This is a genomic window from Actinomyces sp. oral taxon 849 str. F0330, assembly GCF_000239715.1.
Taxonomy (GTDB): Bacteria; Actinomycetota; Actinomycetes; order Actinomycetales; family Actinomycetaceae; genus Actinomyces; species Actinomyces johnsonii.
This window is the reverse complement of sequence record NZ_JH470357.1, coordinates 74059-100768: the sequence shown is the minus strand read 5'-3', so window position 1 is coordinate 100768 and position 26710 is coordinate 74059. Positions and strand designations below refer to the sequence as shown.

Here is a 26710-nt window from a genome sequence, read left to right as displayed (position 1 = left end):
TTTGGGGTGGGGGCCGGTGCGGTTCCTGCTGTCGCGGTGCCGGCGGCTCCGGCTGTGGCTGTGAAGGCTGCGGTTCCCAAGGGGTTGGAGTCTTTCTACGGTCAGACGGTGGAGTGGTACGACTGCGGTGCCACCGGTGGGATGGAGAAGTCTGCGGAGGCGACGGCCTTCAAGTGCGCCAAGGTGAAGGTGCCGTTGGATTACTCCCAGCCCGATGGTCAGACCATTGAGATTGCCATGAAGAAGCATGTGGCCACCGGTTCGATCCATCGGGGCAGCCTGTTCATCAACCCGGGCGGCCCGGGTGGGTCCGGGGTCCAGTACGTCGAGGCCGCTGCGGAGACGGGCTTCGCCGGTGTGCAGGGCTCCTACGACATCATCGGTTTCGACCCCCGCGGCGTCGGATCCTCCACCCCGATCACCTGCGCCACGGCCAATGGCACGGATCCTGCTGGTGGCGCCGACCAGGCGTCGGGTGATGTCGCATTCGAGGAGCTGGCGCCCCAGGTCACGACGAGCTTCAGCCAGATGGAGGCGGATTGCGCCGCCAGTACCAAGCCGGTCGGGCTCCTGGACCACGTGGACACGATCACGGTGGCCCGCGACCTCGATGTTCTGCGGGCCCTATCCGGTAACGAGAAACTCGACTACCTGGGTATCTCCTACGGCACCTATCTGGGCGCCCACTACGCCGAGCTCTTCCCGTCCAACACCGGCCGCATGGTTCTCGATGGCGCCCTCGATCCCAGCATTTCCCTGTATGAACGGCAAGCAGGGGCGACCAAGGGGCTGGAACGCGCACTGCAAACCTATGTCGGCTGGTGTCAGGCGGGTCAGGGGTGCCCGCTGACCGGTGGTACCGAGGCCGGGTCGCAGCAGGTCAGGGATCTCATTGCTTCCGCCAATCAGTCGCCCCTGCCGTCCTCCGAGCCGAACCGCCCGGTGACTGGAACCGAGATCCGAGCCGCGGTCATGTACAGCCTGTACGGCGACGAACAGACCTGGGGCAGCCTCACCTCTTCCTTGGATGAGGCCATCAACCGGCACAGCGGTTCACTCTTCCGACAGATAACGGAGCAGACCGTGGCCGACGTCGTCAACACTGCCGCCGTCCGCCAGGCCATCACCTGTCTGGACTACCCGGTCGACGGCGACATGGCCGTTTGGTCGGCGCGGCATCAGGAAATCAAACATGATGCCCCCACTTTCGGTGGGATGACGGCGATTGTTGATCTTGGCTGCCAGGCATGGGGGCACAACGGGACCCGTGAACCCGCGCCCATCCACGCCAAGGGGGCGGCGCCCATCCTGGTGGTGGGCTCCACCGGTGACCCGGTGACGCCATATGAATGGGCCAGATCCCTGGCCGATCAGCTCGATACCGGTCGACTGCTCACCCGGGAGGGCAATGGGCACGTCGCTTACGGTCGCGCGGCCGCGTGCACACAGCTAGTGGACACCTACCTGCTCACCGGCGAGCTTCCATCGCCGGGACGGGTCTGTCGGGATGAGACGTAGTCGATCCACGGGCCGGTACGACCGGGGGCCTCTTCGGCGGCAGTAACAAACTGCGCCCACGCGGTGTTGTCATTTTGTAATATACGATTATGAAAATATATGTGAAACACCGTCGTGCCCAGAACCGCATCATGCCCGGGCGTCGTCGATTGGCTGCTGGGGTGCTGGCTGCTGTGTCCGGTGTGTGTTTGGGGGTGGGGGCCGGTGCGGTTCCTGCTGTCGCGGTGCCGGCGGCTCCGGCTGTGGCTGTGAAGGCTGCGGTTCCCAAGGGGTTGGAGTCTTTCTACGGTCAGACGGTGGAGTGGTACGACTGCGGTGCCACCGGTGGGATGGAGAAGTCTGCGGAGGCGACGGCCTTCAAGTGCGCCAAGGTGAAGGTGCCGTTGGATTACTCCCAGCCCGATGGTCAGACCATTGAGATTGCCATGAAGAAGCATGTGGCCACCGGTTCGATCCATCGGGGCAGCCTGTTCATCAACCCGGGCGGCCCGGGCGAATCCGGGGTGGGGCTGGCGGAGAACAGCGAGAGGCAGTTCTCCCCGGCTCTCAACCAGGCCTACGACATCATCGGCTTCGACCCCCGCGGCGTCGGATCCTCCACCCCGATCACCTGCGACGTCGTCGGCGGAGCACTGCCCGGCGAAGCCGCTCAGGGGGCGATGGGAGTCGACGATCCGCTCCCCGGCTCCATCGCAGCCGACGCCGCCGGTGCCGACCCCACCCCCTTCCATGACGCCCAGGACCCCGCCGCCGACGGCGCGGCCGTGGGCAACATCAGCTTCCAGACACTGGTCGACGAGATCACCAAGGACTTCAAGCAGGAAGAGGCCCAGTGCGCCGCCAGTACCAAACCGGCCGGGCTCCTGGACCATGTGGACACGATCACGGTGGCCCGCGACCTTGATGTTCTGCGGGCCCTGTCCGGCAATGAGAAGCTCGACTACGCCGGGTTCTCCTACGGCACCTACCTGGGCGCCCACTACGCCGAGCTCTTCCCGTCCAACACCGGCCGCATGGTCCTCGACGGAGCCGTCGATCCCAGCCTCTCCCTGGGAGATCGAGGCTCCGGCCAGGCCAAGGGCTTCGAGAGATCGCTGCGCACCTATGTTGAGCAGTGCCAGGCCGGCCAGGCGGGCCAGAACTGCCCGCTCACCGGTGACACCGACTCCGGGGTCCAGCAGATCCGCGACCTCATCTCCGCGGCCGACCAGACGCCGCTGAAGACCTCCGACCCGAACGCCACCGTGGACGGCAGCAAGATCCGCGTCGTCGTCCGTCGCCTCATGTACTCCTCGGAGTACTGGAGCTTCCTGACCTACGCGCTCGACCAGGCCATCACCCAACAGGACGGTTCTTACTTCCAGACGCTCTACGGGCCGGTGACGACCGGTACCAGCGCACCGACGTTCTACGCCGTCAACTGCCTCGACATCCCCGTCCAGGGCGACATGGCCAGCTGGGAGAAGGAGTACCGCCAGAACATCCAGGACTCCCCGACCTTCGGGGCCTCCTTGAGCAACCAGGATGTGCGCTGCCAGGCCTGGGGACATAACGGGACCCGCAAGCCCGCACCCATCCACGCCAAGGGGGCAGCACCCATCCTGGTGGTGGGCACCACCGGCGATCCGGCGACCCCCTACGCCTGGTCCCAGGCCATGGCCCAGCAGCTCGAGAGCGGCCGGCTCCTCACCTGGGAGGGCAACGGTCACACCGCCTACGGACGATCCGGTGCCTGTATCCAGCGTGCGGTCGATGGCTACCTCATCAACGGGACGATGCCCGAACCGGGTACGACCTGCAAAGGCGACGAGTGATGCCGGCCCTCACGGTGTTGGGGCGGTGTGATGGGGACTTCTGCCCATTCCGTCTCAAGGAGGAGGAGTCCGATGGCTGAGCGTCATAGGGTGCACCCCGTGACTACTGAGACTTCTCCCCGGCCTCGCACCAAACGCTTCGTCGCGGTGATCGCCGCGCTCATGGTGTGCACCGGTCTGACTGCCTGCCAGGACGATCCGGAGATCACCGCCTCGCCGGCCACGGCATCGGCCTCAGCCACGATCCCGGCCGGGCTGGAGAACTTCTACAACCAGAAGGTTTCCTGGTACGCCTGCGCCAAGAAGGGCATGGGCGAGGCGAAGTCAGGGGAGAAGACCGACTTCACGTGCGCCAAGGTCAAGGTGCCGCTGGACTACAACAACCCCGGTGGCGAGACGATCGAGATCGCGATGAAGAAGCGGGCCGCGAGCGGGGACTCGGTCGGGTCCTTGTTCATTAACCCGGGCGGGCCGGGAGGTTCGGGCATTGAGCTGGTCGAGAGTGCCGGCTCCTACTTCTCCAAGAACCTGGTCGGCTCCTACGACGTCGTCGGCTTCGACCCCCGCGGCGTGGGCGCTTCGACGGCGATCGACTGCCTGACCGATGCCGAGCTCGACGCCGAGCGAGCCGGTGCGAATGACCCGGCGACGCCGTCGGCCTCCGCCACCGTGGAGCGGGCTCAGCAGATGAACTCGGCCTGCGAGTCGAAGACCAGTACGCCGGGGCTTCTGGACCATATCGATACCATCAGCGCTGCTCGGGACCTCGACATCCTGCGCGCGGTCGATGGGCAGCAGGTGCTTACCTACCTGGGCTTCTCCTACGGCACCTACCTGGGAGCGACCTACGCCGAGCTCTTCCCGTCCAACACCGGTCGCCTGGTCCTCGACGGAGCCGTCGACCCCTCCCTGAGCGCCGAGGATATGAGCCTGGGGCAGGCCAAGGGCTTCGAGGCCTCGCTACGGGCCTACGTGGAGAACTGCCAGAGCGCCAAGTTGGGCTGCCCCCTGAGTGGGGATGTCGACTCCGGCGTCTCCCAGATCCGGGAGTTCCTGGAGTCCACCAAGACGGCGCCGATCCCGACCTCCGATGACAATCGGCCGCTGACCTACGATCTGGCCCTTTACGGAGTCTTGGGGTCGATGTATCAGACCAGCCTGTGGCCGACCCTCAACCTGGCTCTGACGCAGGCGATGGGCAACGCGGGCAACCCGGACGGAAGTATGCTGCTGACGATCGCCGACGCCGTCGCTTCTCGGCAGGACGACGGCAGCTACTCCGGCAACAGTGCCGAGGCCCTCATGGCGGTCAACTGCCTGGACTTCCCGGTCCAGGGAGACAACACCTCCTGGGAGCAGAACGCCGCCGCCGTCAAAGAGGCCTCCCCCACCTTCAGCGCTCAGCTGCTCTACCCCGACGCCTACTGCCAGGGCTGGGGCCACGAGTCGAGCCGCAAGCGCGAGAAGATCACGGCCTCTGGCGCCGCGCCGATCCTGGTGGTGGGCACCACCGGCGATCCGGCGACCCCCTACGCCTGGTCCGAGGCGCTGGCCCAGCAGCTCGAGACCGGCCAGCTCCTCACCTGGAAGGGTAACGGCCACACCGCCTACGGACGCTCCAACGACTGCGTCAAGAACGCCGTAGACACCTACCTGCTCAACGGGACGATGCCCGAGAAGGGATTGACCTGCTGATGAGGTGATGGGGCGCTACTCGCGCAGCTCGCCGGCGATGGAGCGCCCCATCCACTGGGCCAACTCGACTCCGCGCAGCCCCTGTGAGAGCAGGAACTGCACCTTGGCGTAGGCGGCTTCCAGGGTCATATCGCGGCTTCCGACGGCGCCGCTGCGGGCCAGCGCATCTCCGGACTCGTAGCGTCCCAGGAGCACCTCGGACTCGTGGCACTGGGAGGTGACGATGACGGCGGTCCCGGCGGCGATCACCTGCTCGACGACGTCGGTCAGCCCCGGTTCCTGGGAGGGGATGTTGCCCACCCCGAAGGCCCGCAGGACCACGGCCTCGGGCGGGGGTGTCAGTAGTGCCCCCAGGCGCTTCGCGGTGATGCCCGGGGCCAGATCGATCACGACGACGTCGTGGCGCGTGTAGGGCTTGGTGTTCTTCCAGCCCGTCCCTGTCGGCGCTGTCGCGGCCCACTGCCATGGGGCGCCGACGATGGCCAGCGGGGCGGTGTTAGGGGACTCGAAGCCGGTAAAGGCCCACGAGGAGGACTTCGTCGCCCGGTTGCCGGCCAGGAGCCGGTGACCGAAGAACAACGAGACCCCGCCGGCGCGGCCGGAGGTGGCGGCCCTGACCGCGCCGGTGACGTTCGCTGCGGCGTCGGAGCCCAGGATCCCGAGCGGGAGCTGGGATCCGGTGACGACGATGGGCGTGGTCAGGTCCGTCAGCGCGTAGGACAGGGCGGCGCTCGTGTAGGCCATCGTGTCGGTCCCGTGCAGGACCACGAAGGCGGTCTGTGGATCGGCGGCGGCGTGGGTGCGCAGGTCGTCCACGATCGCCTGCCATGACGACGGGGTGGCATTCGAGGAGTCGATGAGTGGTTCCAATGAGGTCACCGACACCGTGTGCTCCAGGGACGTGTCCGCCAGCAGGACGGCGAGCCATCCCTCCAGATCGGCCCCGGGAACCAGGCCGTGTGGGGAGTCCACCATGCCAATGGTGCCTCCGGTGTAGATGATGTGGACGCGCATGGGTCTGGCTCCTGCCGGTGAGGTGCCGTCGGATGCGGATGTGACGGCGCTGTGCGGTGAGGCGGACGCGGATCCGTCCACCTCGTCGGCGAGGACCTTTTCGAGGGGGGATCTCCCCCGGAACCGTCCCCGCACTGCGCTCCAGCCTGACACCATCATGACGACAATGGCGAACGATGGTCCATCGGGGGATGTCGGACCCAGGGGGCGATGACAATACCGATCCGGGCGAGATTCATGACGATCTCGAAGGTACGCCCGATGAGGGATGGGCCGGCATTGAGCCAGGGCAGTGCGGGGTTAAGAACCGTGGCCTGAATGATGCCGCTGACATAGGGGCGCAGACTCCCGCCATCTGCGTGCCGCCGAAGGTGAAGACCTCACCGACGGTGAGGATGAAGACGATTGGGAATCCCCGGGGAAGAATCCGCCGTCTCCGAGGATGTTATGAGCTTCGGCGCTGATCGCATCGCCGTTGGAGACTGTGCCGGCGTGAAGCCCGGTAACAATGGCGGCGATGACGACCGTCATGAAGGGCACGATGGCGGTGACCCGGATGAGCGCGGACCAGAACTCCGTCTCCCCGAAAATCTTGCCGTTCGGAATCGTCAGCGGCGATCATCTGGAGGTTGCGGTTCTTCAGCGACTTGTTGTAGCCGGTTCCGCCGTGGTCCTGGGATGAGATCGTCTTGGAGGGAAGGGCGACGGAGAACTGCGATGAATCCGGCTGGGGTGGCGCATGAGTGGGGGAGGGGCTGGACGAAGACTGGTCTTGGAGACCCTTATGGAGCCGGTTGAATGACGTGCGGAGAATAGCGGGACCCGAGCTGCAGTGACGGGCGGTGCTATGCCGAATCGTCCAGGATGCGCACTGATCCAGTAATGCTCCAACGCTGGGGCTGACAGGAGGGCGGGGAGTACCCGCAGTTGCGATGACACCCGGGAGGCTGAGAACTGTGTCGAGGAACACGGCTGGTGGCGTTGTGCTGGATTGCGGTGGTGGTCGCCGGAACGGTATCTTCAACTCTGCTGCTTACGTCAGTGCGCCGCCTTAGCTCAGTCGGCAGAGCGATTCACTCGTAATGAATAGGTCGTGGGTTCGATTCCCACAGGCGGCTCGATCGGCCCCGGGAGTGCCTCTCTCGGGGCTTTCGTGTTGCTCGTCCCCCATCCCGCGTGTGCGTTCCGACACACATATGCCTTCTCCGGCACGGGAACTTCGGGGTGCTGCTTTCCGGAACGGCCATGTCGCTGAAATCCTTGCTGTTCGACGGTGCGCAGCGGAGGTTGCAGGATTTTACCGGTTTGGTGGGGGGCGTTTGTGGGCTGAAGGGGCGCTTCAGGTGGCGGCAGGCAATCTCTTCTGGCTGGGAGAATCCTGTCCTCTTAACTGGGATCCTTCTGGGAGGGATGAGGTTGCGGTTCAGATGATCATCGGATACCTCGAGGCGGCCTGGAGGCTGGAGCTGGTTGAGAGTGGTTTGCTCGACAGTGCCTCGTGGAGATCTCCAAAGGTTGACATCAGTGATTTCACAGTTTTCTTCCCCGTGTGCAGGCCTCGTGGGAGGGGAGTGTCGGTGGTGGTCCGCTGTGAGATAAGGGGGCTGGGGGTGATCGGTAATGCGGGTGGCGAAAAAGTCGTGTTGCATTGAAGACGACTATTGTTTAATCTAACGTTGTCCGCAGCGGGATACATCTTGGGCCCGCATCCCGATCAGAATGAGGAATCATGGCACAGAAGACTCAGGTCATCCTCGTCGACGATGTCGACGGGTCGGAGGCCAACCAGACCGTCACTTTCGCCCTTGATGGCGTGACTTACGAGATCGACCTGAACGATGAGCACGCAGCCGCTCTTCGTGAATCCCTGGAGGAATGGGTTGGAAAGGCGCGTCGTACTGGCGGCCGTCGCAGTTCTGGCCGTCGTCGTTCCAGCGGTCCTTCCGACACTCAGAAGATTCGTGAGTGGGCCCGTGAGCAGGGCCGGGAGGTTTCTGACCGTGGTCGCGTCTCCGCCGAGGTTCGCAAGGCCTACTACGAGGTTCACCCTAACAACTGAGGGCGCCCGGGGTCGGCGGGCTCATGCGAGCCGGCACCCTGCGTCGAGTCAACCTCGAGCTTATTGCCACCTCGCACAATGGTCCTGGTTATGCGCTTGTGCTCATAACCAGGATCATTGTGTTTTCAATACGTGAATATGGTCTTCATGTGAGCGTTGTGCACAAGATGTTGCATAGAGATCGTGCCATTGGGTGGTGTGGAGGCGTCTGCGCGATGCTCATGGGTATTGCATGGAACCTGGGCGCCGGCGGTGGCGGCCCGGGGAACGTGACCGAGGTACCGGCAGCGCATGCGGGTCCGGCTTCGACGTCTCGTCTACGCCTGCGACGCCACCGCTCCCGGCCGGCTCTAGGACTTCCAGGACCTCGCGCCGTGCCTGTGAGCCTGGCAGGATAGGGCCATGGCTTACACCCTCGTACTGCTCCGCCACGGCGAGAGCGAATGGAACGCGAAGAACCTCTTCACCGGCTGGGTCGACGTCCCGCTGTCAGACAAGGGCCGCGCCGAGGCGGTCCACGGCGGTGAGCTCCTCAAGGAGGCGGGCGTCCTCCCCGAGAAGCTCTTCACCTCGATGCTGCGCCGCGCCATCATGACCGCCAACCTGTCCCTGGACGCCGCTGACCGCCACTGGATCCCGGTGGAGCGCAACTGGCGCCTCAACGAACGCCACTACGGCGCCCTGCAGGGCAAGAACAAGAAGGAGATCCGCGACGAGTACGGGGAGGAGCAGTTCATGCAGTGGCGCCGCTCCTACGACGTGCCGCCGCCGGCCATCGAGCCGGGCTCCGAGTTCTCCCAGGACACCGATCCCCGCTACGCCGGTGAGCCCATCCCCGCCACCGAGTGCCTCAAGGACGTTCTCGAGCGTCTGCTGCCCTACTGGGAGGGCACCATCGTTCCTGAGATCAAGACCGGCAAGACCGTCATGATCGCCGCTCACGGCAACTCGCTGCGCGCCATCGTCAAGCACCTGGACGACATCTCCGACGACGACATCGCCGGCGTCAACATCCCCACCGGCATCCCGCTGGTCTACGAGCTCGACGAGGAGACTCTCAAGCCGATCAAGAAGGGCGGCCGCTACCTCGACCCCGAGGCCGAGGCCAAGATTGCAGCGGTGGCCAACCAGGGTAAGTGAGGCCACCGGCTTCCTGCTCCCTGTGAATGACGCGGGCGGCGTCGAATCTGAAACAAGGTTCGACGCCGCCCGTCTGATTGGTGCCGCTCCCCGCTCCGAGGCGGTTCCGGCTGGGCCCGGATGCTCAGTGGAGCGCGTCGGCGTCCTCTGCGTCATGCGTCTCCGGCATGGAGGCCCCCGAGACGAGGTAGGCCACGCGGCTGGCCACCGATGTCGAGTGGTCTCCGAAGCGCTCCAGGAACCGGCCCATGAGGACGGCGTCGATGACCTGTTGGCGGCTCAGGTCGTGGGCCGGATCCAGGATCATCTGGAAGGAGCGCCGGTGCAGGGCGTCGAGCTCGGCGTCGTTGGACTGGATGACGGCGGCCAGTTCCAGGTCCCGCGTCGAGATGAGGCGGGCGACGTCCTTGCCTGCGCGCACCGCCAGGTCCGCCATCTCAAGGATGAGTCCCAGGACCGGTTCGGGCAGCGGCGGCTCGGGGTAGCGGCCTCGGGCGATCGCCGCCACGTGACGGGCCAGGTCGCCCTGGCGCTCAAGGGTCTGGGCCATGCGCAGCGCGGACAGGACATTGCGCAGGTCTCCTGCCACCGGCTGCTGGCGGGCCAGCAGCATGACGCACAGGTCGTCGATGTCGCGCTGAAGGTCGTTGATGCGCTCGTCGGCGTCGATCACCTGCTCGGCGATGACGATGTCGCCCTCACGCAGGGACTCCGCCGCCCGTTCGATCGCGGTGGCGACCTGGTTGGCCATGGACTCGAGGTCGGAGCCCAGCTGCTTGAGCTCCTGATTGAAGATGGCGCGCATGAGGCTGCTCCTGTTCCGGGCGGGTGCCGATGGCCCGTGGCAATCGATGATGCGGCTCGACAGTGCTGCTCGACGGTTCTGCCGAGGGCGCGGTCAAGGATGTTGGCCCCAAGCACAGCAGCCCCGCGACGCCGCCGCAAGCGGCGCGCCCAGGGGCCGGCCCGGCCGGGAAGCGCCGTCGGGTCTCAACTACCCTGGAAAGGTGGGCCCGACCGTCACCGTTCTCCTCATCGCCGCCGCCGTGGGTCTTGTGTGCCTGGGGGCGGCGATCGGCATCGTCCTGTCCCGGCGCGAGCGCAGGGCCGCCACGAGCGCCGCCGATCTGGCAGGACTGGCTGGGACCGACACGGCCGTCCCCGTCCTGGCCGCGCTGCGCTCGACGGTCGTCGTCCTCGATGACGACGACGAGGTCCTGCGCGCCTCGGCATCGGCCTACACCTTCAACATCGTGCGCGACGACGCCGTCGTCGAGCCGACCGTGGCGGCGATGGTGAACCGGGTACGGGCCTCGGGTCGGGCCCAGGACGCCGCTGTCACCGTGGCCCGGGGGAGAGTACCGGGGGCGGGTCAGTTCCACCTCCAGGTGCGCGTGGCCGGCATCGGTCAGGGACGCGTCCTCATCCTCATCGAGGACCGCACCGCCGCCCGCCGGGTGGAGGCCATGCGCCGCGATTTCGTGGCCAACGTCTCCCACGAGCTCAAGACCCCGGTCGGTGCGATCCAGCTGCTGGCCGAGACCGTTGAGGCCGGTGCCGACGACCCCGACTTCGTGCGCGACTACTCCGGGCGCATGCGCAAGGAGGCCCGCCGTCTGGGCGTCCTGGTCCAGGAGATCATCGAGCTCACCCGTCTCCAGGAGGGCGACGCCCTGGCTGAGCCCGAGGTCGTCGACATCGACGACGTCGTCGCCGAGGCCGTGGACCGGGTCCGCGTCGAGGCTGACGGCCGGCAGATCACCCTCGTGGCCGGAGGCACCAAGGGGCTGCGGGTCCGTGGCGACGCCGCCCTGATCACCACGGCCGTTCGCAACCTGCTGGACAACGCCATCCGCTACTCCGAGCCCCGTACCCGGGTTGCGGTGGGCGTCTCGCTGGATGCGGAGGACCCCGAGATCGTGCGCATTGCCGTGGTCGACCAAGGCATCGGCATCCCCAAGGAGGAGCAGGAGCGCGTCTTCGAGCGCTTCTACCGCGTCGACAAGGGGCGATCTCGCGCCACCGGCGGCACCGGCCTGGGCCTGAGCATCGTCAAGCATGTGGCCGCCGACCATGGCGGTACCGTCGAGCTGTGGTCCGTCCCGGGCCGCGGTTCGACCTTCACCCTCGTGCTGCCGCGCCTGCCCGAGGGGGAGCCGGTCGACAGCGAGCCGGCCGAGGGCGTCCCCACGGATGACGCAGCCGGTCAGTCCGCGAGGAGTGCGTCATGAGCCCCGCCGAGCCCTCCACGGTGTCGACCACGGTGTCGGCCACGGTGCCGGTCACAGGGCAGGCCGCGGGGAAGGCCTCGGGACATGCCACTGCGTCGCCGGCTTCGTCGGTCGGCCCGACCCGCATCCTCCTGGTCGAGGATGAGGAGAACTTCCGCGACCCACTGGCCTTCGGCCTGCGGCGCGACGGCTTCGAGGTGGTCGAGGCCGAGGACGGCCAGCGCGCCATCGAGATCTTCGAGGCCTCCCGGCGCCCCGGCGGCGTCGGTCCCATCGACCTGGTCCTGCTGGACCTCATGCTGCCGCGCCTGGACGGGACCGAGGTGTGCACTCGTATCCGGCGCTCCTCCACCGTTCCGGTCATCATGCTCAGCGCCAAGGACACCGAACTGGACAAGATCGTCGGCCTGGAGATCGGCGCCGACGACTACGTCACCAAGCCCTACTCCTACCGAGAGCTTCTGGCGCGCCTCAAGGCCGTTCTGCGCCGCAGCCGGGCGGCGCCCCAGGAACCCGAGCAGGTTCTGGCGGCCGGACGGGTGCGGATGGATGTGGAGAGGCACGAGGTCAGGGTCGACGGCGAGGCAGTCGCCATGCCGCTGCGGGAGTTCGAGCTCTTAGAGCTGTTCCTCCGGCATCCCGATCGTGTTCTCACCCGTAGCCAGATCATCGAGCGCCTTTGGGGACCCGATTACGAGGGCGATACCAAAACCCTGGATGTCCACGTCAAACGGCTACGGGGCAGGATTGAGGCGGACGCCTCCAAACCGGTTCTCATCACCACGGTCAGGGGCCTCGGCTATCGCCTCGACAGCGGTTCGGATCGCTGAACCCCCTTTGCGATGACGTGGCATTCCCATCCCGATCCCGAGTCGTGCTCGCCGTGATCCCTGTGAGATACCTCCCCGATCTTTTCGCGGAATGACCTGATAAACTAGAGGTCCACAAACCAGTCTGGAGAGTCATCCTTATGACCTATGAAGTCGGTGAGACTGTCGTCTACCCGCACCACGGGGCCGCTCGGATCATTGACATCCGGCAGCGCAAGGTACGCGGTGAGGAGAAGACGTACCTGCAGCTTGAGGTGGCCCAGGGTGACCTGACCATCTTGGTCCCCGCCGAAAGCGTTGAGCTCATCGGTGTACGAGACGTGGTTGATGAGACCGGGTTAGAAAAGGTCTTCGAGGTGCTGCGCGCGCCCTTAACCGAGGAGCCCACCAACTGGTCGCGTCGTTTCAAGGCCAATCAGGAGAAAATCGCCTCCGGAGATGTCATCAAGGTCGCTGAGGTCGTGCGGGACCTCTCCCGCCGTGACACGGACCGGGGCCTGTCCGCAGGCGAGAAGCGCATGCTCGCCAAGGCGCGTCAGATCCTTGTCTCCGAGCTGGCCCTGGCCCAGAAGACCCCCGAGGAGGAGGCCGAGTCCCGCCTGGATGAGGTCCTCGCCTCCTGAACCGCTCGGAGAACCGTTCTCGGACGGTGGCGCACGCGGTAGCGTCCTGCCCGTGAGCATCACTCCTTCATCTCAGCCTTCCGCCCCGCCCGAGTCCGCTCCGGGCGGGGCGGTCGCCGTTCTCACCGCTGCGGGTTCCGGCTCCCGCCTAGGAGCCGACGTCCCCAAGGCACTCGTCCCGGTGGGCGGCATCAGCCTCCTGCGACGAGCGGCGGCCGGGCTCATCGCCTCCGGGGCCATCAACCATCTCGTCATCACCGCCCCCGCCGACGACGTCGAGCGCTTCCGCGCGGAACTCGACGATCTCCTTGATGGCCCGCTGGAGAAGTCTCCAGAAGGATCGCGGGACGGCAGTCCCGATCGGACGGTGGAGCGGGCAGTCGGGATCGAAGTCGTCGCCGGGTCATCGCATTCCAGGCAGGCCTCGGTGGCCCTGGGACTTGCCGCGGCCCTGGCTGCGGTGCCGCGGGCGGACGTCGTCGTCGTCCACGATGCGGCCCGGGCACTGACGCCGCCTGAGGTAACGCATCGGGTGATCGCCGCCGTGCGCGCCGGACACGAGGCCGTGGTCCCGGCACTGCCCGTGACCGACACCGTCAAGGAGGTCGAGCCCCGCGAGGCGGGCGAGCCCGAACTCGTCGTCGCCACGCCCCGGCGTGCCCGGCTCCGGGCCGTCCAGACCCCGCAGGGCTTTGAGACGGGCACTCTCGTCGCGGCCCATCGCGCCGGAGCCGAGCGGGCCGCGGACGAATCGCTCGCCGCCTCCGACGATGCCGGCCTGGTCGAGGCCTGCGGCGGGCGCGTCGTCGTCGTCGCCGGGGACGAGCGCTCCATGAAGGTGACGACCCCGATGGACCTGGCCCTGGCCGAGCTGCTCCTTGAGCAGCAGCCCGGCAGAACACCGAGCGCGAGTACCCGGGTTCCCCGGGATGGGGAGAACTGACGATTGGGTCTGTTTCCCTTCCGGTATCGTCTCGGGCGTGGATGGTTCTATCGTCTGTCCCATGAGCACGACCGTGATGCCTGCTCCGACGCAGGCCGGCTCCAGCACTCGGCTCCTGTCCTGGCCCGTGATCGCTTGGGGTCTGTGGGACTGGGGGTCGGCGGCCTTCAACGCCGTCATCACCACCTTCGTCTTTACCGTTTACCTGGTTAGTGACTCCTTCGGGGCGAAGGCCGACAACGAGTCGGCACTGTCGATCGGTCTGGCAATCGCCGGTCTGTTCATCGCCCTGCTGGCGCCGGTGACCGGGCAGCGCTCGGATCGGGCCGGGCGGACTGTTTTCTGGCTCGGGGGCTACACCGCAGTGGTGGTCGGGGTCTCGGCGGCCCTGTTCCTAGTGCGGCCGGAGCCCGGCTACCTGTGGCTCGGCATCGTCCTGCTGGGGGTCGGAAATATCTTCTTCGAGCTTGCTTCAGTCAACTACAACGCCATCCTTAACCATCTGGCCTCCAAGGACCGGATCGGCGCCGTCAGCGGTCTGGGCTGGGGGATGGGATACCTCGGCGGTATCGTCCTGCTGCTCATCCTCTACGTCGCGCTGGTGGGCCCCAGCCCCCTGATCTCCTTCCCCGCTGGGACCGCAATGGGGGTGCGCGTGGCCATGCTCGTGTCGGCGGTCTGGTTCGGCCTGTCCGCGCTTCCCGTCCTCATCAACCGCTCCCGCAAGCTGGAGCACTCCGGAGCCGGCGGCAGCGGAGAGGCGAGTGAGGGAATGACGTCGGCCGAACCGGGGCGGGACCGTGCCGGCATGGAGAGCGAGCCCGAGGACGCCGCCTCCCACAACGTCGAGCGCAGGGAGTCGTTCCTGACCTCCTACAAGCTGCTATGGCGCACCTTGCTCCAGCTGCACAACTTCCAGCCGCGGCTGCTGTGGTTCCTGCTGGCCGCCGCCGTCTTCAGGGACGGGCTGGCCGGGGTCTTCACCTACGGCGGCATCATCGCCCAGAACACCTTCGGCTTCTCATCGGGCGATGTCATCATCTTCGCCATCGTCGCCAACATCGTGGCCGGCATCGCCACGATCGGCGCCGGACGGCTCGACGACCGCTTCGGCCCCCGCAACGTCATCATGGCCAGCCTCATCATCCTGGTGGTGACCGGACTGCTGGTGTTCTTCCTGCACACCGCAGGCACAGTCGCCTTCTGGGTGCTGGGCCTGCTCCTGTCGGCCTGCGTGGGGCCTGCCCAGTCAGCCGCCCGCTCCTTCCTGGCCCGCCTCATCCCCGAGGGGCAGGAAGGGGAGATCTTCGGCCTCTACGCGACGACCGGGCGGGCAGTCTCCTTCATGGCGCCCATGATGTACGGCATCTTCATCTACCTGGGCACGCGCGTCGTCGGTCAGGGGGCGAACTACTGGGGGATCCTCGGGATCGTCACTGTGCTGGCGACCGGGCTGCTCCTCATGCTGCGCGTGGGAGATCCGGTCTCCGACGAGGAGACCGCTGCGTAGACGGCTCGGGGAGGCGGCGTTGCGAGGGCCTTGCGGGGAAGGAATCGGGAACCCCGATCAGGATGAGGACTTGCGGGCCTCTCGCTCGATGCGCATGCGCTCGAGGTCCTCCGGCGTGAGCGGCCCCTGGGTGGTTCCCGGCGTACCGTCCTGATGGAGCCAACTCACGGCGAGGCCCTCCTTGGCGCCGAAACGGGCCAGATGGATGCCGACGACGTGTTCGAGCCGCTCGAGGTGCTCGTCGTCGGCGGTCAGATCGAGCTGGAGGGCGCCGTCGTGGCACGAGAGCGCCACGACGCCGGTGGCTGCTCCCTCGCGGTCGAAGGCCAGGGAGCCGGTCTCGGTGTCCTCGTCCCACGCGGTGGTGATCTTGCGGCCCATGTGGCCGGTCAGCTGCTTTCCGTACCGGGCCGGACGGTCCGTGGTCACGCGGGCGGTGGAGCGGCGCGAGAAATCGGGCCGTGCTGAGTCAGTCATGCTCCTACTCTGACGCGTCTCCATCAAAGACGTCTACGAACTCTCTGACATTGCGAGGCAGGGGGAGAGGCGGCACGCGTGACAACAGGAGTAATAAGAGATCATGTATCGCGGTGCGCCGCGAGCAGCCTCGCGAATGCGCGGGACTCGGCACGTGGCTCCTTCAGGGCCGATGCGGTCCGCCGGCGTGGGTGGGGTGGCCCACAGGAACCGATGCTTCCAGTGGGCCTCACCCCTCATACGCCGTGACCGATATCTGAACCGCTGACAGTTCGTCAACTCGGCCTCGCGCAGTACGGAGACGAACTGCGCGTGCTCGCGCTGGGCGATGTCGTGATCGGGGATGCTCACCGTGTTGTTGGTGAGGTAGAACGCGTAGCTGAGGCTGGGGCTACGTAGCGTCTCGCGGACCAGAGACCACCATCCGAAGCGCTTGTACGGCCCTGTGACGACCTCTTTCAGCGGGGCGATGTCGCTGGGGTTTTGAATTTGAATCATGGCACTCCTGAGGTGTAGTCGTCGTTCGGCAAGCCTGTGACGCGCGCCGTCTCATCTGTTGGTGCAGGTACGGTCACCAGCAGCATCAGTGGCTTACTGCGGTTCCAGGAAGGGTTCTATTCCCCGGACGAGCTGTTCCGCACCGAGGCTGGGGTCGAGCGCTCTTTGCAGCAGAAACCCGTCAACGGCAGCGATCAGAACGAGTGCCCTGGCCTCCGCTTCCCCTGCGTGCGCGCCCTTCTGAGCGGCGAGCCGCTTGGCGAGGCGGGCACGAAAGGTGGAGAACATCGTGGCCAGGTCACTGCGCAGCTCGGCGTCGTGCGTGGCTGCGACCAGTGCCTCGTTGAGCAGGACCACCCCCGGGTAGTCGGGTTTCAGGTCAAGGCGGAGGAGAAAGGCCAGCAGCCCCTCTCGGAGGTTCGACGCCTCCAGCGCCTCCTGGAAGGGACCCTCAAGGAGGTTACGCGCGCCCTCGCATGCGGCGGTGCGACGCAGCCCCTCGATGCTGCCCACGTGGTAGTGGACGAGGCCGGGGCTGACTCCGGCGCGCTCGGCGACTCGGCGAGTTGTCACCATCTCCCAGCCGCCGTCAACGACGAGCTGCTGCGCGGCGGCAATCAACTCCTGGCGAGTCGAGGTCCTATCGGACACGTAACCTCCTCAACGTCCTCAAAACTTGATGAACGACGTGCTTGTACGGTTGTCTTGGACGAACGTCCAAGACAACCGTACAAGTCACTTCTTCGTGTTGCAAAGCGAGGGGCGGTTCTCGCAAAGTGAGCCACGTGAGCAAGAGTCGGCTGGGTTGTGCCCTACGTCGGTGACGTTGTGACGTTCCCGGCGGCGCGCGTGCTGCGGAGCGGCTGGGGTGTGCGGATCCGGTGGTGATGTTCGCGTACCGGGGTTATCGGCGTCAGTCGTCATGCCGGTCGCTCATGTCGGAGGGCCGGGGTCGCCAGGAAAGGACTCGGCCCGCAGCTCGGACTTCCGAGCTGCGGGCCCAAGCCTCGCAAGGTCCCACCTGCAACCCGGGGTCCCATGCACCCGGGGAGGCGGTTCCTCCTTCGCCGAAACGATCACGCCGGGCTCCCTATGACCCGGTGTCATCTCAGAGATGCAGTCCGTCATTGGGCTCCCCAACCCTCGAGACCGTCCCTGTCCAGCGGTTGACACTATGTAACGCCATCATTCTGTGAGGACGAGGGGCAGAAACCTGGGAAAAATCTGGGAAATTCTCGGTCGGGTCGATTCGGTGAGTCAAGGATTCTCTTAGGGAAGGCGGACGCTCATCATCGCTCAGGAGATGGGGGAGAAGCGGACAGCGGTGCCTGATGCCGTCACCATGAGCATGCCGTTGTCCGAACCCAGTGTCTCGTAGTCGATGTCGACGCCGACGACGCCCTCGGCCCCGAGCTCCTGGGCGCGCTGAACCATCTCCGCCAGGGCCGTCTCCCGAGCTTGGATGAGCTCTCCCTCGTAGGTCTGGGAACGACCGCCCACTAAGTTGCGGAACCCCGCGGCCATGTCTTTGATGAAGTTGACTCCCGCGATGGTTTCCCCGCAGACGACTCGCAGGTACTGCGTGACGGGGGTTCCCTCGACGGTGGGGGTAGTGGTGACGATCATGGGCTGGTCCTCCTCGGGTTGTTGATCGGTGATGCCGGTGGTCACGACCATACTGTCCCGGAATGTTCTGTGGGCGCTTCTTACGGTTGGCTCCGAGCCAGTCTCAGAAGGCGGCTGTAGCGCTCGCCGATCTCCTCGTGGGGGACGGGCGCGCCGTCGAGGCTCCAGGACAGCAGGTGCTCCAGGCTGAATCGAGCAGCGCAGCGCGAACAGGAAACGGGCGAGGACGGGCGACGCATCCGATCGACCTCGTGGCCCTCCGGACACCTGCCCACCCATCGCCCCCGCAGCCTCGGAGCCCGGGCGTCCACGAGCCGTCGTCCGGTGGCTCCCAAACGGGTCGCCTCGGCGGCCCAGACGGCGTCGTGCCCGTGATGGGGGCCTACGCGGGCGTGGGCGATCTCGTGCAGGATCGTCTCGCGGACCTGGGGTTCGTCGTACAGGCTCATGAGGTGGCGGCTGAGTGTGAGTCTGCGTCTCGTATGGTCAGTCTGGCCCGCCCGGCGGCGCGCTCGGTCGAGGCTCAGCTCCCAGTCGCCGACGCCGGCCTCCTCCATGAGGGCGTGCGCCAGGCTCAGGACGTCGGGAAGATTCACGGCCCCACACTATGCACTGGCGGCCCCGCCTCCTCGACGGCGGCACCGGTGATACCGGGCGCATCCCGCCGGCAGTGCGCGGCGGTCAGTTATTCCGGGAAGTCCTGGCATCGGGGGCGCGGTGAGTCCTGCCGTTGTGTGACACGATGATCCCGATGTCCCAGCATCCTTCCAGCCAGCGTTCGCGGGACCGCCGAAGTGCGAGCGGTTCCGGCTCGTCTCAGTCCGCCCGCACTCCGCGCCGCGCGGGCCCGACGGCGCAACGCGGCAGTGAGCGGGCCCGGAGCGGTGGTCAGGGCCCTCATTTCGGACGCGGGCACAGTCGCCGGGGCGGTGATCGACCGGGCCGCCTGCGCAGCAGTATCAAGCGTAGAAGACGAAGCGGGGAACGCGCGGTCGTGGCCTTCCTGCGCAGTCCGGTGGGCGTGGTTCTCGGAGCTTTCCTCGTCACACTCCTGGTGGGCCTGATCGGGGTGCGCGCAGTCGGCTCCTCGCTCAGTGGACTCATGGGGCTGGGGCGACGGGTCTCTCATGGGGCGACGAGTTCTGCGCCGGCACCGCTGGTGCCCGACGCGAGCGGGTTCGACGCCACCCGCATCGTCGACGACGAGGTCTTCTACGACTCCGGTGCGATGACGCGCGAGGAGATCGCCGCCTTCCTGACACGGGTCAACTCCGGCTGCCAGCCGGGCAGTGATGGCACCGAGTGCCTGGCCACGGCCACCTTCTCCATGCAGGAGCGCGAGGCCACTACGTTCTGCCCCGGCGACATCAAGGCCGCCTCGGGTCTTAGCGCGGCCGATGTCGTCTGGGAGGTCTCGCAGGCGTGCGACATCAACCCCCAGGTTCTCCTGGTGCTCATCCACAAGGAGCAGGGGCTGCTCACCGCCTCGGGCCGAACCCTGAGTGCCCGCGACTACGAGGCCGCGGCCGGCTACGCCTGCCCCGATCATGGAACCTGCGATCCTCAGTGGGCCGGTTTCTTCCCCCAGCTCTACGGGGCGGCCTCCCAGTTCCAGCGCTACCGCATCAGCCCGGAGACCTATGACGTGGTGGCTCAGCGTCCCACCCGGATCGCCTACTCGCCCGACACGCAGTGTGGCAGTGGTGAGGTCACGGTGGCGAACCAGGCGACGGCCGGTCTGTACAATTACACGCCCTTCCAGCCCAACGAGGCCGCCGGTAGCGGAGGCGACCAGTGCACCTCGTGGGGCAACTGGAACTTCTACGGCTACTTCAAGGCGCTCTTCGGGAGTCCGACGTCGGGCTAGCCGCTCCCGAGCTAGTCTCTGAAACGCCGTCATTTCAACGATCCTGGGGTGTGGTGTCGGTGCACTCAGGAGGTCGTAACCATATCGTCACCAAGCGTCACCATTTAGATGCGTTATTTCCAGGCTTCTCTCAGACTGCGTCGGCAGAGTCAGAGTCACCACTGAACGGTGGCGACCGCGAGGTACTGGGGAGTACTGCAGACCGGCCACTATCGAGTCTGGGCCACAGCCAAGGGAATGTGCTCGGACGTTTCGGTGAAGGAGGACCCGCTGCCGAATGGGAACCGGTGAGCGACCTCGTTGCGAAGGGCCCGGCCCGGTATTTTAACCGGGGCGGGCCTTCGCAGTGCCTGGGCGCAGGACCATCCGGTCCGCGCCCAGGCTTCTTTCCAGGGACTGCTCCCGTGGCATGACATGATGCGAACATGACGCTGCCGCCGGTACTGGCGACCACCTGGGTCGTCATCGAGTACCTCATCAAGATCGCCGCGCTGGGCACGGTTCCGGAGAACCGCCGTCCGTCGTCGTCGACCGCGTGGCTTCTGCTTATCTTCCTGCTGCCCCTGGTGGGACTCCCGCTCTACCTGCTCATCGGCAGCCCGTGGGTCCACGGCACCCGCCGCCGCCAACAGCACACCGTCAACGAGATCACCCTCGACTACACCCGCGCCATGCCTGACCTGCCCAAGGGGGCGCGGCCCTCGACCTACCTGGCCGGAGCACTGCGCATGAACCGCAGGCTCACTGGGCTGCCCTGCGTCAGCGGGGAAGTGGTGGCCGTTCATGCCGAGCCCGCCGCCACCTACGAGGCCATGGCCCGCGCTGTTGATGCCGCCACCGACCACGTCCACGTCGAGTTCTACATCATGAGCTGGGACGAGGTCACCGACGTCTTCTTCGCGTCCCTGGAGCGCGCGGTGGCCCGAGGGGTCACGGTGCGCCTCCTGCTGGACCACCTGGGCAGCCGCAAGTACCCCGGCTGGAAGCAGTTCTGCCAGCGCATGACCGACGCCGGCATCCGCTGGCGGCTCATGATGCCCCTGCTGCCGCTCAAGCGGCGCTGGCGCCGCCCGGACCTGCGCAACCACCGCAAGATCCTGGTCATCGACGGTGAGAAGGCCTTCATCGGCAGCCACAACGTCATCGACCCCACCTACCGGACCCGGCGCAACGTGCGGGCCGGGCGCCGCTGGGAGGACCTGTCCGTGGAGGTCACCGGCGAGATCGTCCTGGAGGCCCAGGCTGTCTTCGCCATGGACTGGTACTTCGAGGCTGGCGAGCAGCTCGAGGCCTTCGACCTTGCCCTGGGAACGCCCGTGGAAATGCTGCCGGAGATGGCGGGTCTGCCGGGGATCCCGATAGGGACGCCGGCTCCCCGGCCGGGGCGGCCCGACGCAGTCGTCAACGCCATGCAGCTCGTCCCCTCCGGTCCCGGATACCCCACCGAGCCAAACCTGCGGATGTTCCTGGCGCTCATCAATGGGGCCAAGCGGCGCGTGTCCATTACCAGCCCCTACTTCATCCCCGACGAGGCGCTCCTGTCCGCGATGACGTCGGCAGCCTACCGGGGGGTGGAGGTCGAGCTGTTCGTGGGCAAGGAGTCCGACCAGTTCATCGTCAGCCACGCCCAGCGCTCCTACTACTCAGCGCTTCTGGCCGCCGGGGTGCGGATCTACCTTTACCCGTCGCCGACCGTCCTGCACTCGAAGTACATGACGGTCGACGACGAGGTCGGAGTCATCGGGTCCTCTAACATGGATTTCCGTTCCTTCGCCCTCAACTACGAGGTCATGCTGCTGGCCTTCGGCGGGGACCTTGACGACCTGCTGCGCGTCAACGACGTCGACTACCGGGCCATCTGCACCGAGCTGACCCCGGAGGTGTGGGCCACCGAGCCCTGGTACAACCGCTACGTGGACAACGTCTGCCGCCTCATGTCCGCCGTGCTGTAGGGCTGGTCAGGGGGCGAGCATTTCTCCCAGGCGCACTTCAGGTTTGTAGAAAACACACAATGTGTGGCTACTTGGTTCGTCTGCGTCATAAGGTCGGATTTGCTGGAAAGATCTGTGTGAAAACGACTGTCAGAGGCAAGTGTAGGAACTGCCGATGTTTGGCGCATTATCTGATGTGGAGTGTTTGTGTGGAGCGGTATGATGGAGGTGTCATTTATCCGATCGATAGATTGTGGTGAATGGCGAGGATGAGAACACTCAAGTATCCTACTTGGGTTCGACGACTTCGAAGGGGAGATCTCGATAGGTGTGACGCGAGCGCTGAGGCGGATAGGTTCTCCAATGTTGGCCTTTGTTATGGTGGTCGGAATGTTGTTCGGCTCAGCAGGGTAGGCTGTAGCTGCACCTCAACCGGTTGCGCAAAGTCCTGAGCAGGCGAAGGTGGCGGAGCTTCAAGCCGAGTATAAGGCGGAAGCGTCGCCTGAAGACTACCGGAAAGCGGTTGAGACCTATGATCGACTGGTCGCGGGAAAGCCCGACCCTGTTGAGCAGCCCGCTTCCGAGTGTGTCAGTATCCCCAAGGCGGCCGTTGTTGCCTATGGCTGGTATCTGATGGCTGTTGGCGCGGTAACGGGTGTCGCTGGAGGTGCTGCGGATGGGATGATCGTCGGTATTCCTGCTGGTGTGTTGCTCAATGGTATTGGTGCTGCTGAAGGGCTCACTGGGGCTGCGCTCGTGTATTGGACCGATCACACTTCTTGGCCCAAACGTATCTGTGTCTGATGGCGATCTCTGATGGGGTGAAGACGCGGATCTCGTGCTGATTATGCGGAGGTCTGCGTCCGATCCTGTCTGGTTAAAATTGTGGATTTTCCTATGAGTTTGGTGGATGGCATGCCGTCTTGGTTTATTGGGGCGAACATTTTTTGGCTGTGTATGGCTGTTGGGGTGGGAATTCGTTATTACCGCACTCGGCAGAAAGACAATCATCAACATCGAGGGGAAGATGCTCAAGACTGAGATATCGGCTGTTCCGTTCTGAATCAGATGAGCCTGTCAAGGTGAAGAGGTATTGCAATGGGCATTCCTCCGTGGGTGCTGGCGCTAGCAGTTGGTTGGAGTGGAGTTCTGATGGGGATGGGGGCCCGTCTGTACCGGACCAGGCACTCCTGGATGCGTAAGTATCGGGATGACCAATCCCAGCGCTGACCCGAGCAGATCAACAAGTGTCGACGTCGTCGGCCCCCGCACCGGGATGGTGCGGGGGCCGACTGTGTGGAACCGGAGAAAGGGTCTTATGGGGCGCGTGGGCCGGTGGGCTCAGACGTCTCGGCGGGTGAAGAGGACTCCGGCGATCACCATCGGGACAAGGGCCCAGGCCGCGAAGACGGCGATCGCCTGCCAGTGCTGGAGGAAGGTGTCGGTCCCGGCCTGGCCCCAGTGGTGGGACAGGCTGAAGGGATCGGCGACAGCGTCGGCCACGGTGTTGGGCAGCAGGCCCAGGACTTTGACCGCCCACTGCCAGCGGCCGGCCAAGAGTTGGAGCGGAATGGTGACGACGAACAGAAGTGAGACCACCACGGTGATGGCTCCCGCCGTCGAGCGGGTGAGGTAGCCCAGCCCCATGGCCATGAGTGCGATGACCGTGAAAGACAGACCGGTTCCCCAGAAGAGTCCCAGATAATGGGTGTTGGTGAGTGACCCGGCATGCCCCTTCATGAACGGGTAGGAAACCGCGTAGGACAGGAGCACGGAGGTGACTCCCAAGATGAAGGAGAAAGCCGCCACCACGAGGGCCTTCGCCGCGAAGAGGCGGCCGCGGTGGGGGACGGCCACCACCGAGGAGCGGATCTGGCCCGAGGCGTACTCGCCGGTGACGACCAGCGCTCCCAGGACGGCTACGACGATCATGCCCAGGGTGGAGCCCGAGGAGATCATGTCCTTGGCGACGTCGGCCCGCTCTGGAGAACCGGCGTAGCCGACGGCCAGGCCCGCACCGAACAGGACCATGATGGCGATCGTGATGGCCGAGGTGATCCATGTGGAGACCAGCGTGCGGAGCTTGAGCCACTCGGCGCGGACCGCGCCGGCGACGGACTGTCTGCCGGCCACACGCGGCCGGGCCGGCCAGATGGAGGCCTCCAGGGCGCGCTGATGCGCGGTGCCCGGCTGCTGGTGAGCGGTAGTCGGGATGGCCTTCTGGGCGGCCTCGAAACGGGTGAGGCCCGTGGTGGGCGCTGCGGCTGCGGTGGTCATGGTGGGGTGATCCTCGGGAATCCTCATGGTGGTCGTTCTTCCTGAATGACTTCAGGCTAGGAGGGCCGGAACCCGGCGTGATCGTCCCGGTGGGCGAATATCCGCAGCGTGGAGGTACTCCCTCTGGGGGAGGAGGCGTCATCTGTGGGGATGATGAGTCGTCATGGCTCGGTACCTGGGCGGACGCACCATAGACCTCGTGGACTGTCCCTGTGGGCTCATGGGTGGGCTCAGAACTCGAGGCCCATGGCGCGTCCGCGAGGGGCGGGGCGTTCGTGAGGTGAGCGCGCTGAGGCGTCAGGCGATCTGGGCGCAGAGCTTGGTGATGCGCTGGAGGCTCACCTTGCGGCTCGTGCCCAGCGTCTGGGCGAACAGGCTGACCCTCAGCTCCTCGACCATCCAACGGGCCTCCTCCAACAAGGCCTCGCGCTGCGGATCGGCCGGCAGCGAGGCCGCCTTGGCGCGGGCCTTGTCCACCACCTCCTGGGCCTGAGAGACCTGGAAGGCCAGGGCCGCGTCCTGGGAGGCGGCCGACGGCGCCGAGGCCGCCTTCTCCACCCGCATCACCAGCGCCCTCAGGTAGCGTTCCAGATGAGCCAGATACTCGGGTGGAGTGACAGTGATGAAGCCATCGCGGATCAGGGCCGCGGCGTGCTCGCGCACCTCCTGGAGTGTGCCCAGCAGGGTCAGCGAGGTGTGCTCGCTCACCACGCGGTCCACTTCCCGGGCCGCCCTGAGTGCCGCGGCGGCCTGCCGAGCCACCCGGTAGACCTCGTCCTCGAGCTCGTCGCGCATGACGCCGACCAGGGAGGCGAAGACCTCCCGCGTGCGCACCTCTGACAGTGGGCTGCCGGAGGTCGACACAGCCCAGCGCCCGGCCACGATTCGCGCCCCGGCAACCTGCATGTCCTCCACCAGCGCCTCAGTACTCCGATAGGGACTGGCCGCCAGGATCAGCGACTCCTGCGCGCTCCACCGGCTCGTCACCCGGGCCGTCGGCAGTGCGGTGCGGGCCAGCGCCAGCGCCGTGACCCCGGCGCCGTGGGCACCTAGCTGGGCGACGGCGTCGGGCAGGATCCTTAAGTCTGCGCTCCTGGCGGAGGCCGCTACCAGGGCCGGGTAGCCGCGCACCACCAGGCCGGCCCGTCCCGCCGACTCCACCGAGGCCGGGATCGTCGAACCGTCCGGGTCGCCCAGGCCCGGCACGCCACTGGGCCAGTCGGTCAGCCCCTTACGCTCCTCCAAACCGGCGCCGGCCCCGGCGGTCCCCGTGGTCCCGGCAGCGCCGTCGGGATTCTGGGCGGCAGCTTGCTGCCCGGCCTTCTTCTTGCGCCCCTTGCGGCCGGACTTCCCGCCCTGCGCTCCCTGGCGCTCCTGCGCCTCGGCCATCGCCTGCGCCAGCGCGCCGCGCACCACCGAGCGCACGGCTGCCTCCGTCCTGCCCGACAGCCGCTGCTGGAGCGAGACCAGGTCCCGGCCGCGATCGATGACCCGCCCCTGCGCATCCAGGGCCGCGAAGCCCATCGCCAGGTGGTCCGGGAGCCGCTGGGCGGCCTCGGCCCAGTCGGCCTCTGTGATCTCCACCCCCTTGAGGCGGGACACCACCCGACTGAAGGCCTCCTCGAAGGGTACCTCCGGGCAACTCGCGCCGGGCGGCGTCGGGAACTCCTGCTCGATCTGGGCCCGCACCTGGGCACCCACGTCTGGGGCCGGCACCAGCTGGCGGCGCACCCGCTTGGGCAGTGCCCTGATCGTGGCCACGCACAGCTCGGCGCGCATGCCCGGCACCAGCCAGTCGAAACCCTCCGGTGTCAGGCGCCCCAGCACCTCTACCGGCACCTGGACGTTGACCCCGTCCTCGGGGCGGCCCGGCTCGAAGACGTAGTCCAGGCCCAGGGTCAGATCGCCCTGCACCCACGTGTCCGGGAATCCGCTGGCGTCACCCCCTCCGGGCAGCAGCAGCTCGCGGGTGAAATCCAGCAGGTCCGGGGTGGTGCGCCGCTGCTCCTTCCACCAGGCGTCGAAGGCCGCCGCCGAGGTCACCTCCTCGGGGATGCGGTCGTCATAGAAGTCGAACAGGGCCGTGTCGTCGGCCAACAGGCCGTGCTCACGCCGACGCCGCTCCACGTCCTGGAGCTCCTCAATGAGAGCCCGGTTGCGCTCCACGAAGCCGTGCCGGGCGTGCCAGCCGCCCTCCACCAGGCCCGAGCGGATGAACATCTCCCGGGCCACCTGGCGGGCCGAGTCCGTCCCCACGCTCGCCAGCGTCACCGGCCGGTCCGCCACCAGGGTCATCCCGTAGAGCAGCACCTTCTCGTGGACCATCGCCGCCCCCTGGCGGGTCGACCAGTAGGGCTCACCGAAGACGCGGCGGGTCAGGTCCGCCCGATCCGCCACCTGCTCGATCCACCGGGAGTCCACCTTGGCCACCGTGCGGGCGAAGAGCCGGGAGGTCTCCACCAGCTCAGCGGTCATCACCCAGTCGTAGGTCTTGCGGCGCAGCCCCGAGCCCGGCCAGATCGTGAAGCGGGTCCCGCGCGCGCCGGCGTACTCCCGACGACGCTCATCCCAGTTGCCCACATTGGACAGCAGGCCCACCAGCAGCGAGCGGTGGATCGCGTCGGCGTCGGGCGTGTCCGCACTGCGTCCCAGGGCCA

The 26710-nt window shown here is 66.5% G+C and carries 24 protein-coding genes and 1 tRNA gene; 16 read left to right on the top strand and 9 right to left on the bottom strand.

Features of this window, described 5'->3' with window-relative positions:
* The 3 genes from HMPREF0975_RS12000 to HMPREF0975_RS11990 form a co-directional block, all read left to right on the top strand.
* Positions 1 to 1518, top strand: a 1518-nt coding sequence (locus tag HMPREF0975_RS12000; RefSeq protein ID WP_009234451.1) for an alpha/beta hydrolase, incomplete at its 5' end; no start/stop codon positions are given.
* 131 nt (positions 1519 to 1649) lie between these two features.
* Positions 1650 to 3332, top strand: coding sequence for an alpha/beta hydrolase (locus HMPREF0975_RS11995; protein WP_232212530.1), 1683 nt, complete (start codon positions 1650 to 1652; stop codon positions 3330 to 3332).
* 72 nt (positions 3333 to 3404) lie between these two features.
* Positions 3405 to 5027: an alpha/beta hydrolase gene (locus tag HMPREF0975_RS11990; protein WP_009234449.1), complete on the top strand. Its 1623-nt coding sequence runs from the start codon at positions 3405 to 3407 to the stop codon at positions 5025 to 5027.
* Positions 5028 to 5042: 15 nt separating this feature from the next.
* On the opposite strand, the gene HMPREF0975_RS11985 is transcribed toward HMPREF0975_RS11990, so the two are convergent.
* Positions 5043 to 6041: an asparaginase gene (locus HMPREF0975_RS11985; RefSeq protein WP_009234448.1), complete on the bottom strand. Its 999-nt coding sequence runs from the start codon at positions 6039 to 6041 to the stop codon at positions 5043 to 5045.
* A 517-nt stretch (positions 6042 to 6558) separates the two neighbouring features.
* Between HMPREF0975_RS11985 and HMPREF0975_RS15765 the strand changes: the two genes are divergently transcribed.
* The 5 genes from HMPREF0975_RS15765 to HMPREF0975_RS11960 all read left to right on the top strand — a co-directional run bounded on the left by HMPREF0975_RS15765 (position 6559) and on the right by HMPREF0975_RS11960 (position 9240).
* On the top strand, positions 6559 to 6723 hold the full coding sequence (locus HMPREF0975_RS15765; protein WP_156808282.1) for a hypothetical protein: 165 nt from the start codon (positions 6559 to 6561) through the stop codon (positions 6721 to 6723).
* 363 nt (positions 6724 to 7086) lie between these two features.
* A tRNA-Thr gene (locus HMPREF0975_RS11980) sits at positions 7087 to 7159 on the top strand.
* Between the two features lie 225 nt (positions 7160 to 7384).
* The gene (locus HMPREF0975_RS11970) at positions 7385 to 7693 is read left to right on the top strand and encodes a hypothetical protein (RefSeq protein ID WP_156808281.1); all 309 of its coding nucleotides are present in this window, start codon (positions 7385 to 7387) and stop codon (positions 7691 to 7693) included.
* 77 nt (positions 7694 to 7770) lie between these two features.
* Positions 7771 to 8100 (top strand): histone-like nucleoid-structuring protein Lsr2, encoded by a 330-nt coding sequence (locus tag HMPREF0975_RS11965; protein ID WP_009234447.1) that lies wholly within the window; start codon positions 7771 to 7773, stop codon positions 8098 to 8100.
* A 402-nt stretch (positions 8101 to 8502) separates the two neighbouring features.
* Positions 8503 to 9240: a phosphoglyceromutase gene (locus HMPREF0975_RS11960; RefSeq protein WP_009234446.1), complete on the top strand. Its 738-nt coding sequence runs from the start codon at positions 8503 to 8505 to the stop codon at positions 9238 to 9240.
* Positions 9241 to 9364: 124 nt separating this feature from the next.
* Here the strand turns inward: HMPREF0975_RS11960 and phoU are convergent, their stop codons facing one another.
* The gene (gene phoU / locus HMPREF0975_RS11955) at positions 9365 to 10045 is read right to left on the bottom strand and encodes a phosphate signaling complex protein PhoU (protein ID WP_009234445.1); all 681 of its coding nucleotides are present in this window, start codon (positions 10043 to 10045) and stop codon (positions 9365 to 9367) included.
* A 202-nt stretch (positions 10046 to 10247) separates the two neighbouring features.
* On the opposite strand from phoU, the gene HMPREF0975_RS11950 reads away from it, so the two are divergent.
* From HMPREF0975_RS11950 to HMPREF0975_RS11930, 5 genes are all read left to right on the top strand, one after another.
* Positions 10248 to 11471: a sensor histidine kinase gene (locus HMPREF0975_RS11950; RefSeq protein ID WP_009234444.1), complete on the top strand. Its 1224-nt coding sequence runs from the start codon at positions 10248 to 10250 to the stop codon at positions 11469 to 11471.
* Complete coding sequence (locus HMPREF0975_RS11945; protein WP_009234443.1) at positions 11468 to 12301, top strand: response regulator transcription factor; 834 nt, start codon at positions 11468 to 11470, stop codon at positions 12299 to 12301. The genes HMPREF0975_RS11950 and HMPREF0975_RS11945 overlap by 4 nt, the downstream gene beginning before the upstream one ends.
* Positions 12302 to 12441: 140 nt before the next feature.
* Positions 12442 to 12924: a CarD family transcriptional regulator gene (locus HMPREF0975_RS11940; RefSeq protein WP_003779424.1), complete on the top strand. Its 483-nt coding sequence runs from the start codon at positions 12442 to 12444 to the stop codon at positions 12922 to 12924.
* Between the two features lie 52 nt (positions 12925 to 12976).
* On the top strand, positions 12977 to 13867 hold the full coding sequence (locus HMPREF0975_RS11935) for an IspD/TarI family cytidylyltransferase (protein ID WP_049939913.1): 891 nt from the start codon (positions 12977 to 12979) through the stop codon (positions 13865 to 13867).
* A gap of 61 nt (positions 13868 to 13928) precedes the next feature.
* Positions 13929 to 15377 (top strand): MFS transporter, encoded by a 1449-nt coding sequence (locus tag HMPREF0975_RS11930; RefSeq protein ID WP_156808280.1) that lies wholly within the window; start codon positions 13929 to 13931, stop codon positions 15375 to 15377.
* 57 nt (positions 15378 to 15434) lie between these two features.
* Here HMPREF0975_RS11930 and HMPREF0975_RS11925 read toward each other — a convergent pair whose 3' ends face one another.
* The 5 genes from HMPREF0975_RS11925 to HMPREF0975_RS11905 all read right to left on the bottom strand — a co-directional run bounded on the left by HMPREF0975_RS11925 (position 15435) and on the right by HMPREF0975_RS11905 (position 18574).
* Positions 15435 to 15854, bottom strand: a complete 420-nt coding sequence (locus tag HMPREF0975_RS11925; protein WP_009234440.1) for a DUF2218 domain-containing protein — start codon at positions 15852 to 15854, stop codon at positions 15435 to 15437.
* A gap of 33 nt (positions 15855 to 15887) precedes the next feature.
* Entirely contained in the window at positions 15888 to 16352 is a 465-nt protein-coding gene (locus HMPREF0975_RS16285; RefSeq protein WP_009234439.1) for a hypothetical protein, read from the bottom strand.
* Positions 16353 to 16445: 93 nt separating this feature from the next.
* Positions 16446 to 17003: a TetR/AcrR family transcriptional regulator gene (locus tag HMPREF0975_RS11915; RefSeq protein WP_009234438.1), complete on the bottom strand. Its 558-nt coding sequence runs from the start codon at positions 17001 to 17003 to the stop codon at positions 16446 to 16448.
* Positions 17004 to 17648: 645 nt separating this feature from the next.
* Entirely contained in the window at positions 17649 to 17978 is a 330-nt protein-coding gene (locus HMPREF0975_RS11910; RefSeq protein ID WP_009234437.1) for a heavy metal-binding domain-containing protein, read from the bottom strand.
* An 80-nt stretch (positions 17979 to 18058) separates the two neighbouring features.
* Positions 18059 to 18574: a SprT-like domain-containing protein gene (locus HMPREF0975_RS11905; RefSeq protein ID WP_009234436.1), complete on the bottom strand. Its 516-nt coding sequence runs from the start codon at positions 18572 to 18574 to the stop codon at positions 18059 to 18061.
* Positions 18575 to 18972: 398 nt separating this feature from the next.
* Between HMPREF0975_RS11905 and HMPREF0975_RS11900 the strand changes: the two genes are divergently transcribed.
* From HMPREF0975_RS11900 to HMPREF0975_RS15760, 3 genes are all read left to right on the top strand, one after another.
* Positions 18973 to 19845, top strand: a complete 873-nt coding sequence (locus HMPREF0975_RS11900; protein ID WP_009234435.1) for a hypothetical protein — start codon at positions 18973 to 18975, stop codon at positions 19843 to 19845.
* A gap of 425 nt (positions 19846 to 20270) precedes the next feature.
* A complete protein-coding gene (locus HMPREF0975_RS11895) occupies positions 20271 to 21797 on the top strand; it encodes a phospholipase D-like domain-containing protein (protein ID WP_009234434.1) in 1527 nt (508 codons plus the stop codon).
* Between the two features lie 441 nt (positions 21798 to 22238).
* Positions 22239 to 22580 carry a hypothetical protein gene (locus HMPREF0975_RS15760; protein WP_156808279.1) on the top strand — a complete coding sequence of 114 codons (342 nt, stop codon included), beginning with the start codon at positions 22239 to 22241 and terminating at the stop codon, positions 22578 to 22580.
* A gap of 537 nt (positions 22581 to 23117) precedes the next feature.
* Here the strand turns inward: HMPREF0975_RS15760 and HMPREF0975_RS11890 are convergent.
* Together HMPREF0975_RS11890 and HMPREF0975_RS11885 are read right to left on the bottom strand one after the other, a co-directional pair.
* Entirely contained in the window at positions 23118 to 24053 is a 936-nt protein-coding gene (locus HMPREF0975_RS11890; RefSeq protein ID WP_009234433.1) for an ABC transporter permease subunit, read from the bottom strand.
* A 297-nt stretch (positions 24054 to 24350) separates the two neighbouring features.
* A partial coding sequence (locus HMPREF0975_RS11885) for a DUF3418 domain-containing protein (protein ID WP_009234432.1) occupies positions 24351 to 26710 on the bottom strand: 2360 nt, incomplete at its 5' end.

Excerpts from the sequence above, each read along its gene's own strand:
- HMPREF0975_RS11925 (WP_009234440.1), bottom strand. The coding sequence starts at position 15,854 with ATGACTGACTCAGCACGGCCCGATTTCTCGCGCCGCTCCACCGCCCGC.
- HMPREF0975_RS11995 (WP_232212530.1), top strand. The coding sequence starts at position 1,650 with ATGCCCGGGCGTCGTCGATTGGCTGCTGGGGTGCTGGCTGCTGTGTCC.
- HMPREF0975_RS11965 (WP_009234447.1), top strand. The coding sequence starts at position 7,771 with ATGGCACAGAAGACTCAGGTCATCCTCGTCGACGATGTCGACGGGTCG.
- HMPREF0975_RS11910 (WP_009234437.1), bottom strand. The coding sequence starts at position 17,978 with ATGATCGTCACCACTACCCCCACCGTCGAGGGAACCCCCGTCACGCAG.
- HMPREF0975_RS11990 (WP_009234449.1), top strand. The coding sequence starts at position 3,405 with ATGGCTGAGCGTCATAGGGTGCACCCCGTGACTACTGAGACTTCTCCC.
- HMPREF0975_RS11945 (WP_009234443.1), top strand. The coding sequence starts at position 11,468 with ATGAGCCCCGCCGAGCCCTCCACGGTGTCGACCACGGTGTCGGCCACG.
- HMPREF0975_RS11895 (WP_009234434.1), top strand. The coding sequence starts at position 20,271 with ATGACGCTGCCGCCGGTACTGGCGACCACCTGGGTCGTCATCGAGTAC.
- phoU (WP_009234445.1), bottom strand. The coding sequence starts at position 10,045 with ATGCGCGCCATCTTCAATCAGGAGCTCAAGCAGCTGGGCTCCGACCTC.
- HMPREF0975_RS16285 (WP_009234439.1), bottom strand. The coding sequence starts at position 16,352 with ATGATTCAAATTCAAAACCCCAGCGACATCGCCCCGCTGAAAGAGGTC.
- HMPREF0975_RS11940 (WP_003779424.1), top strand. The coding sequence starts at position 12,442 with ATGACCTATGAAGTCGGTGAGACTGTCGTCTACCCGCACCACGGGGCC.
- HMPREF0975_RS15765 (WP_156808282.1), top strand. The coding sequence starts at position 6,559 with ATGACGACCGTCATGAAGGGCACGATGGCGGTGACCCGGATGAGCGCG.
- HMPREF0975_RS11960 (WP_009234446.1), top strand. The coding sequence starts at position 8,503 with ATGGCTTACACCCTCGTACTGCTCCGCCACGGCGAGAGCGAATGGAAC.
- HMPREF0975_RS11985 (WP_009234448.1), bottom strand. The coding sequence starts at position 6,041 with ATGCGCGTCCACATCATCTACACCGGAGGCACCATTGGCATGGTGGAC.
- HMPREF0975_RS11890 (WP_009234433.1), bottom strand. The coding sequence starts at position 24,053 with ATGACCACCGCAGCCGCAGCGCCCACCACGGGCCTCACCCGTTTCGAG.
- HMPREF0975_RS11930 (WP_156808280.1), top strand. The coding sequence starts at position 13,929 with ATGAGCACGACCGTGATGCCTGCTCCGACGCAGGCCGGCTCCAGCACT.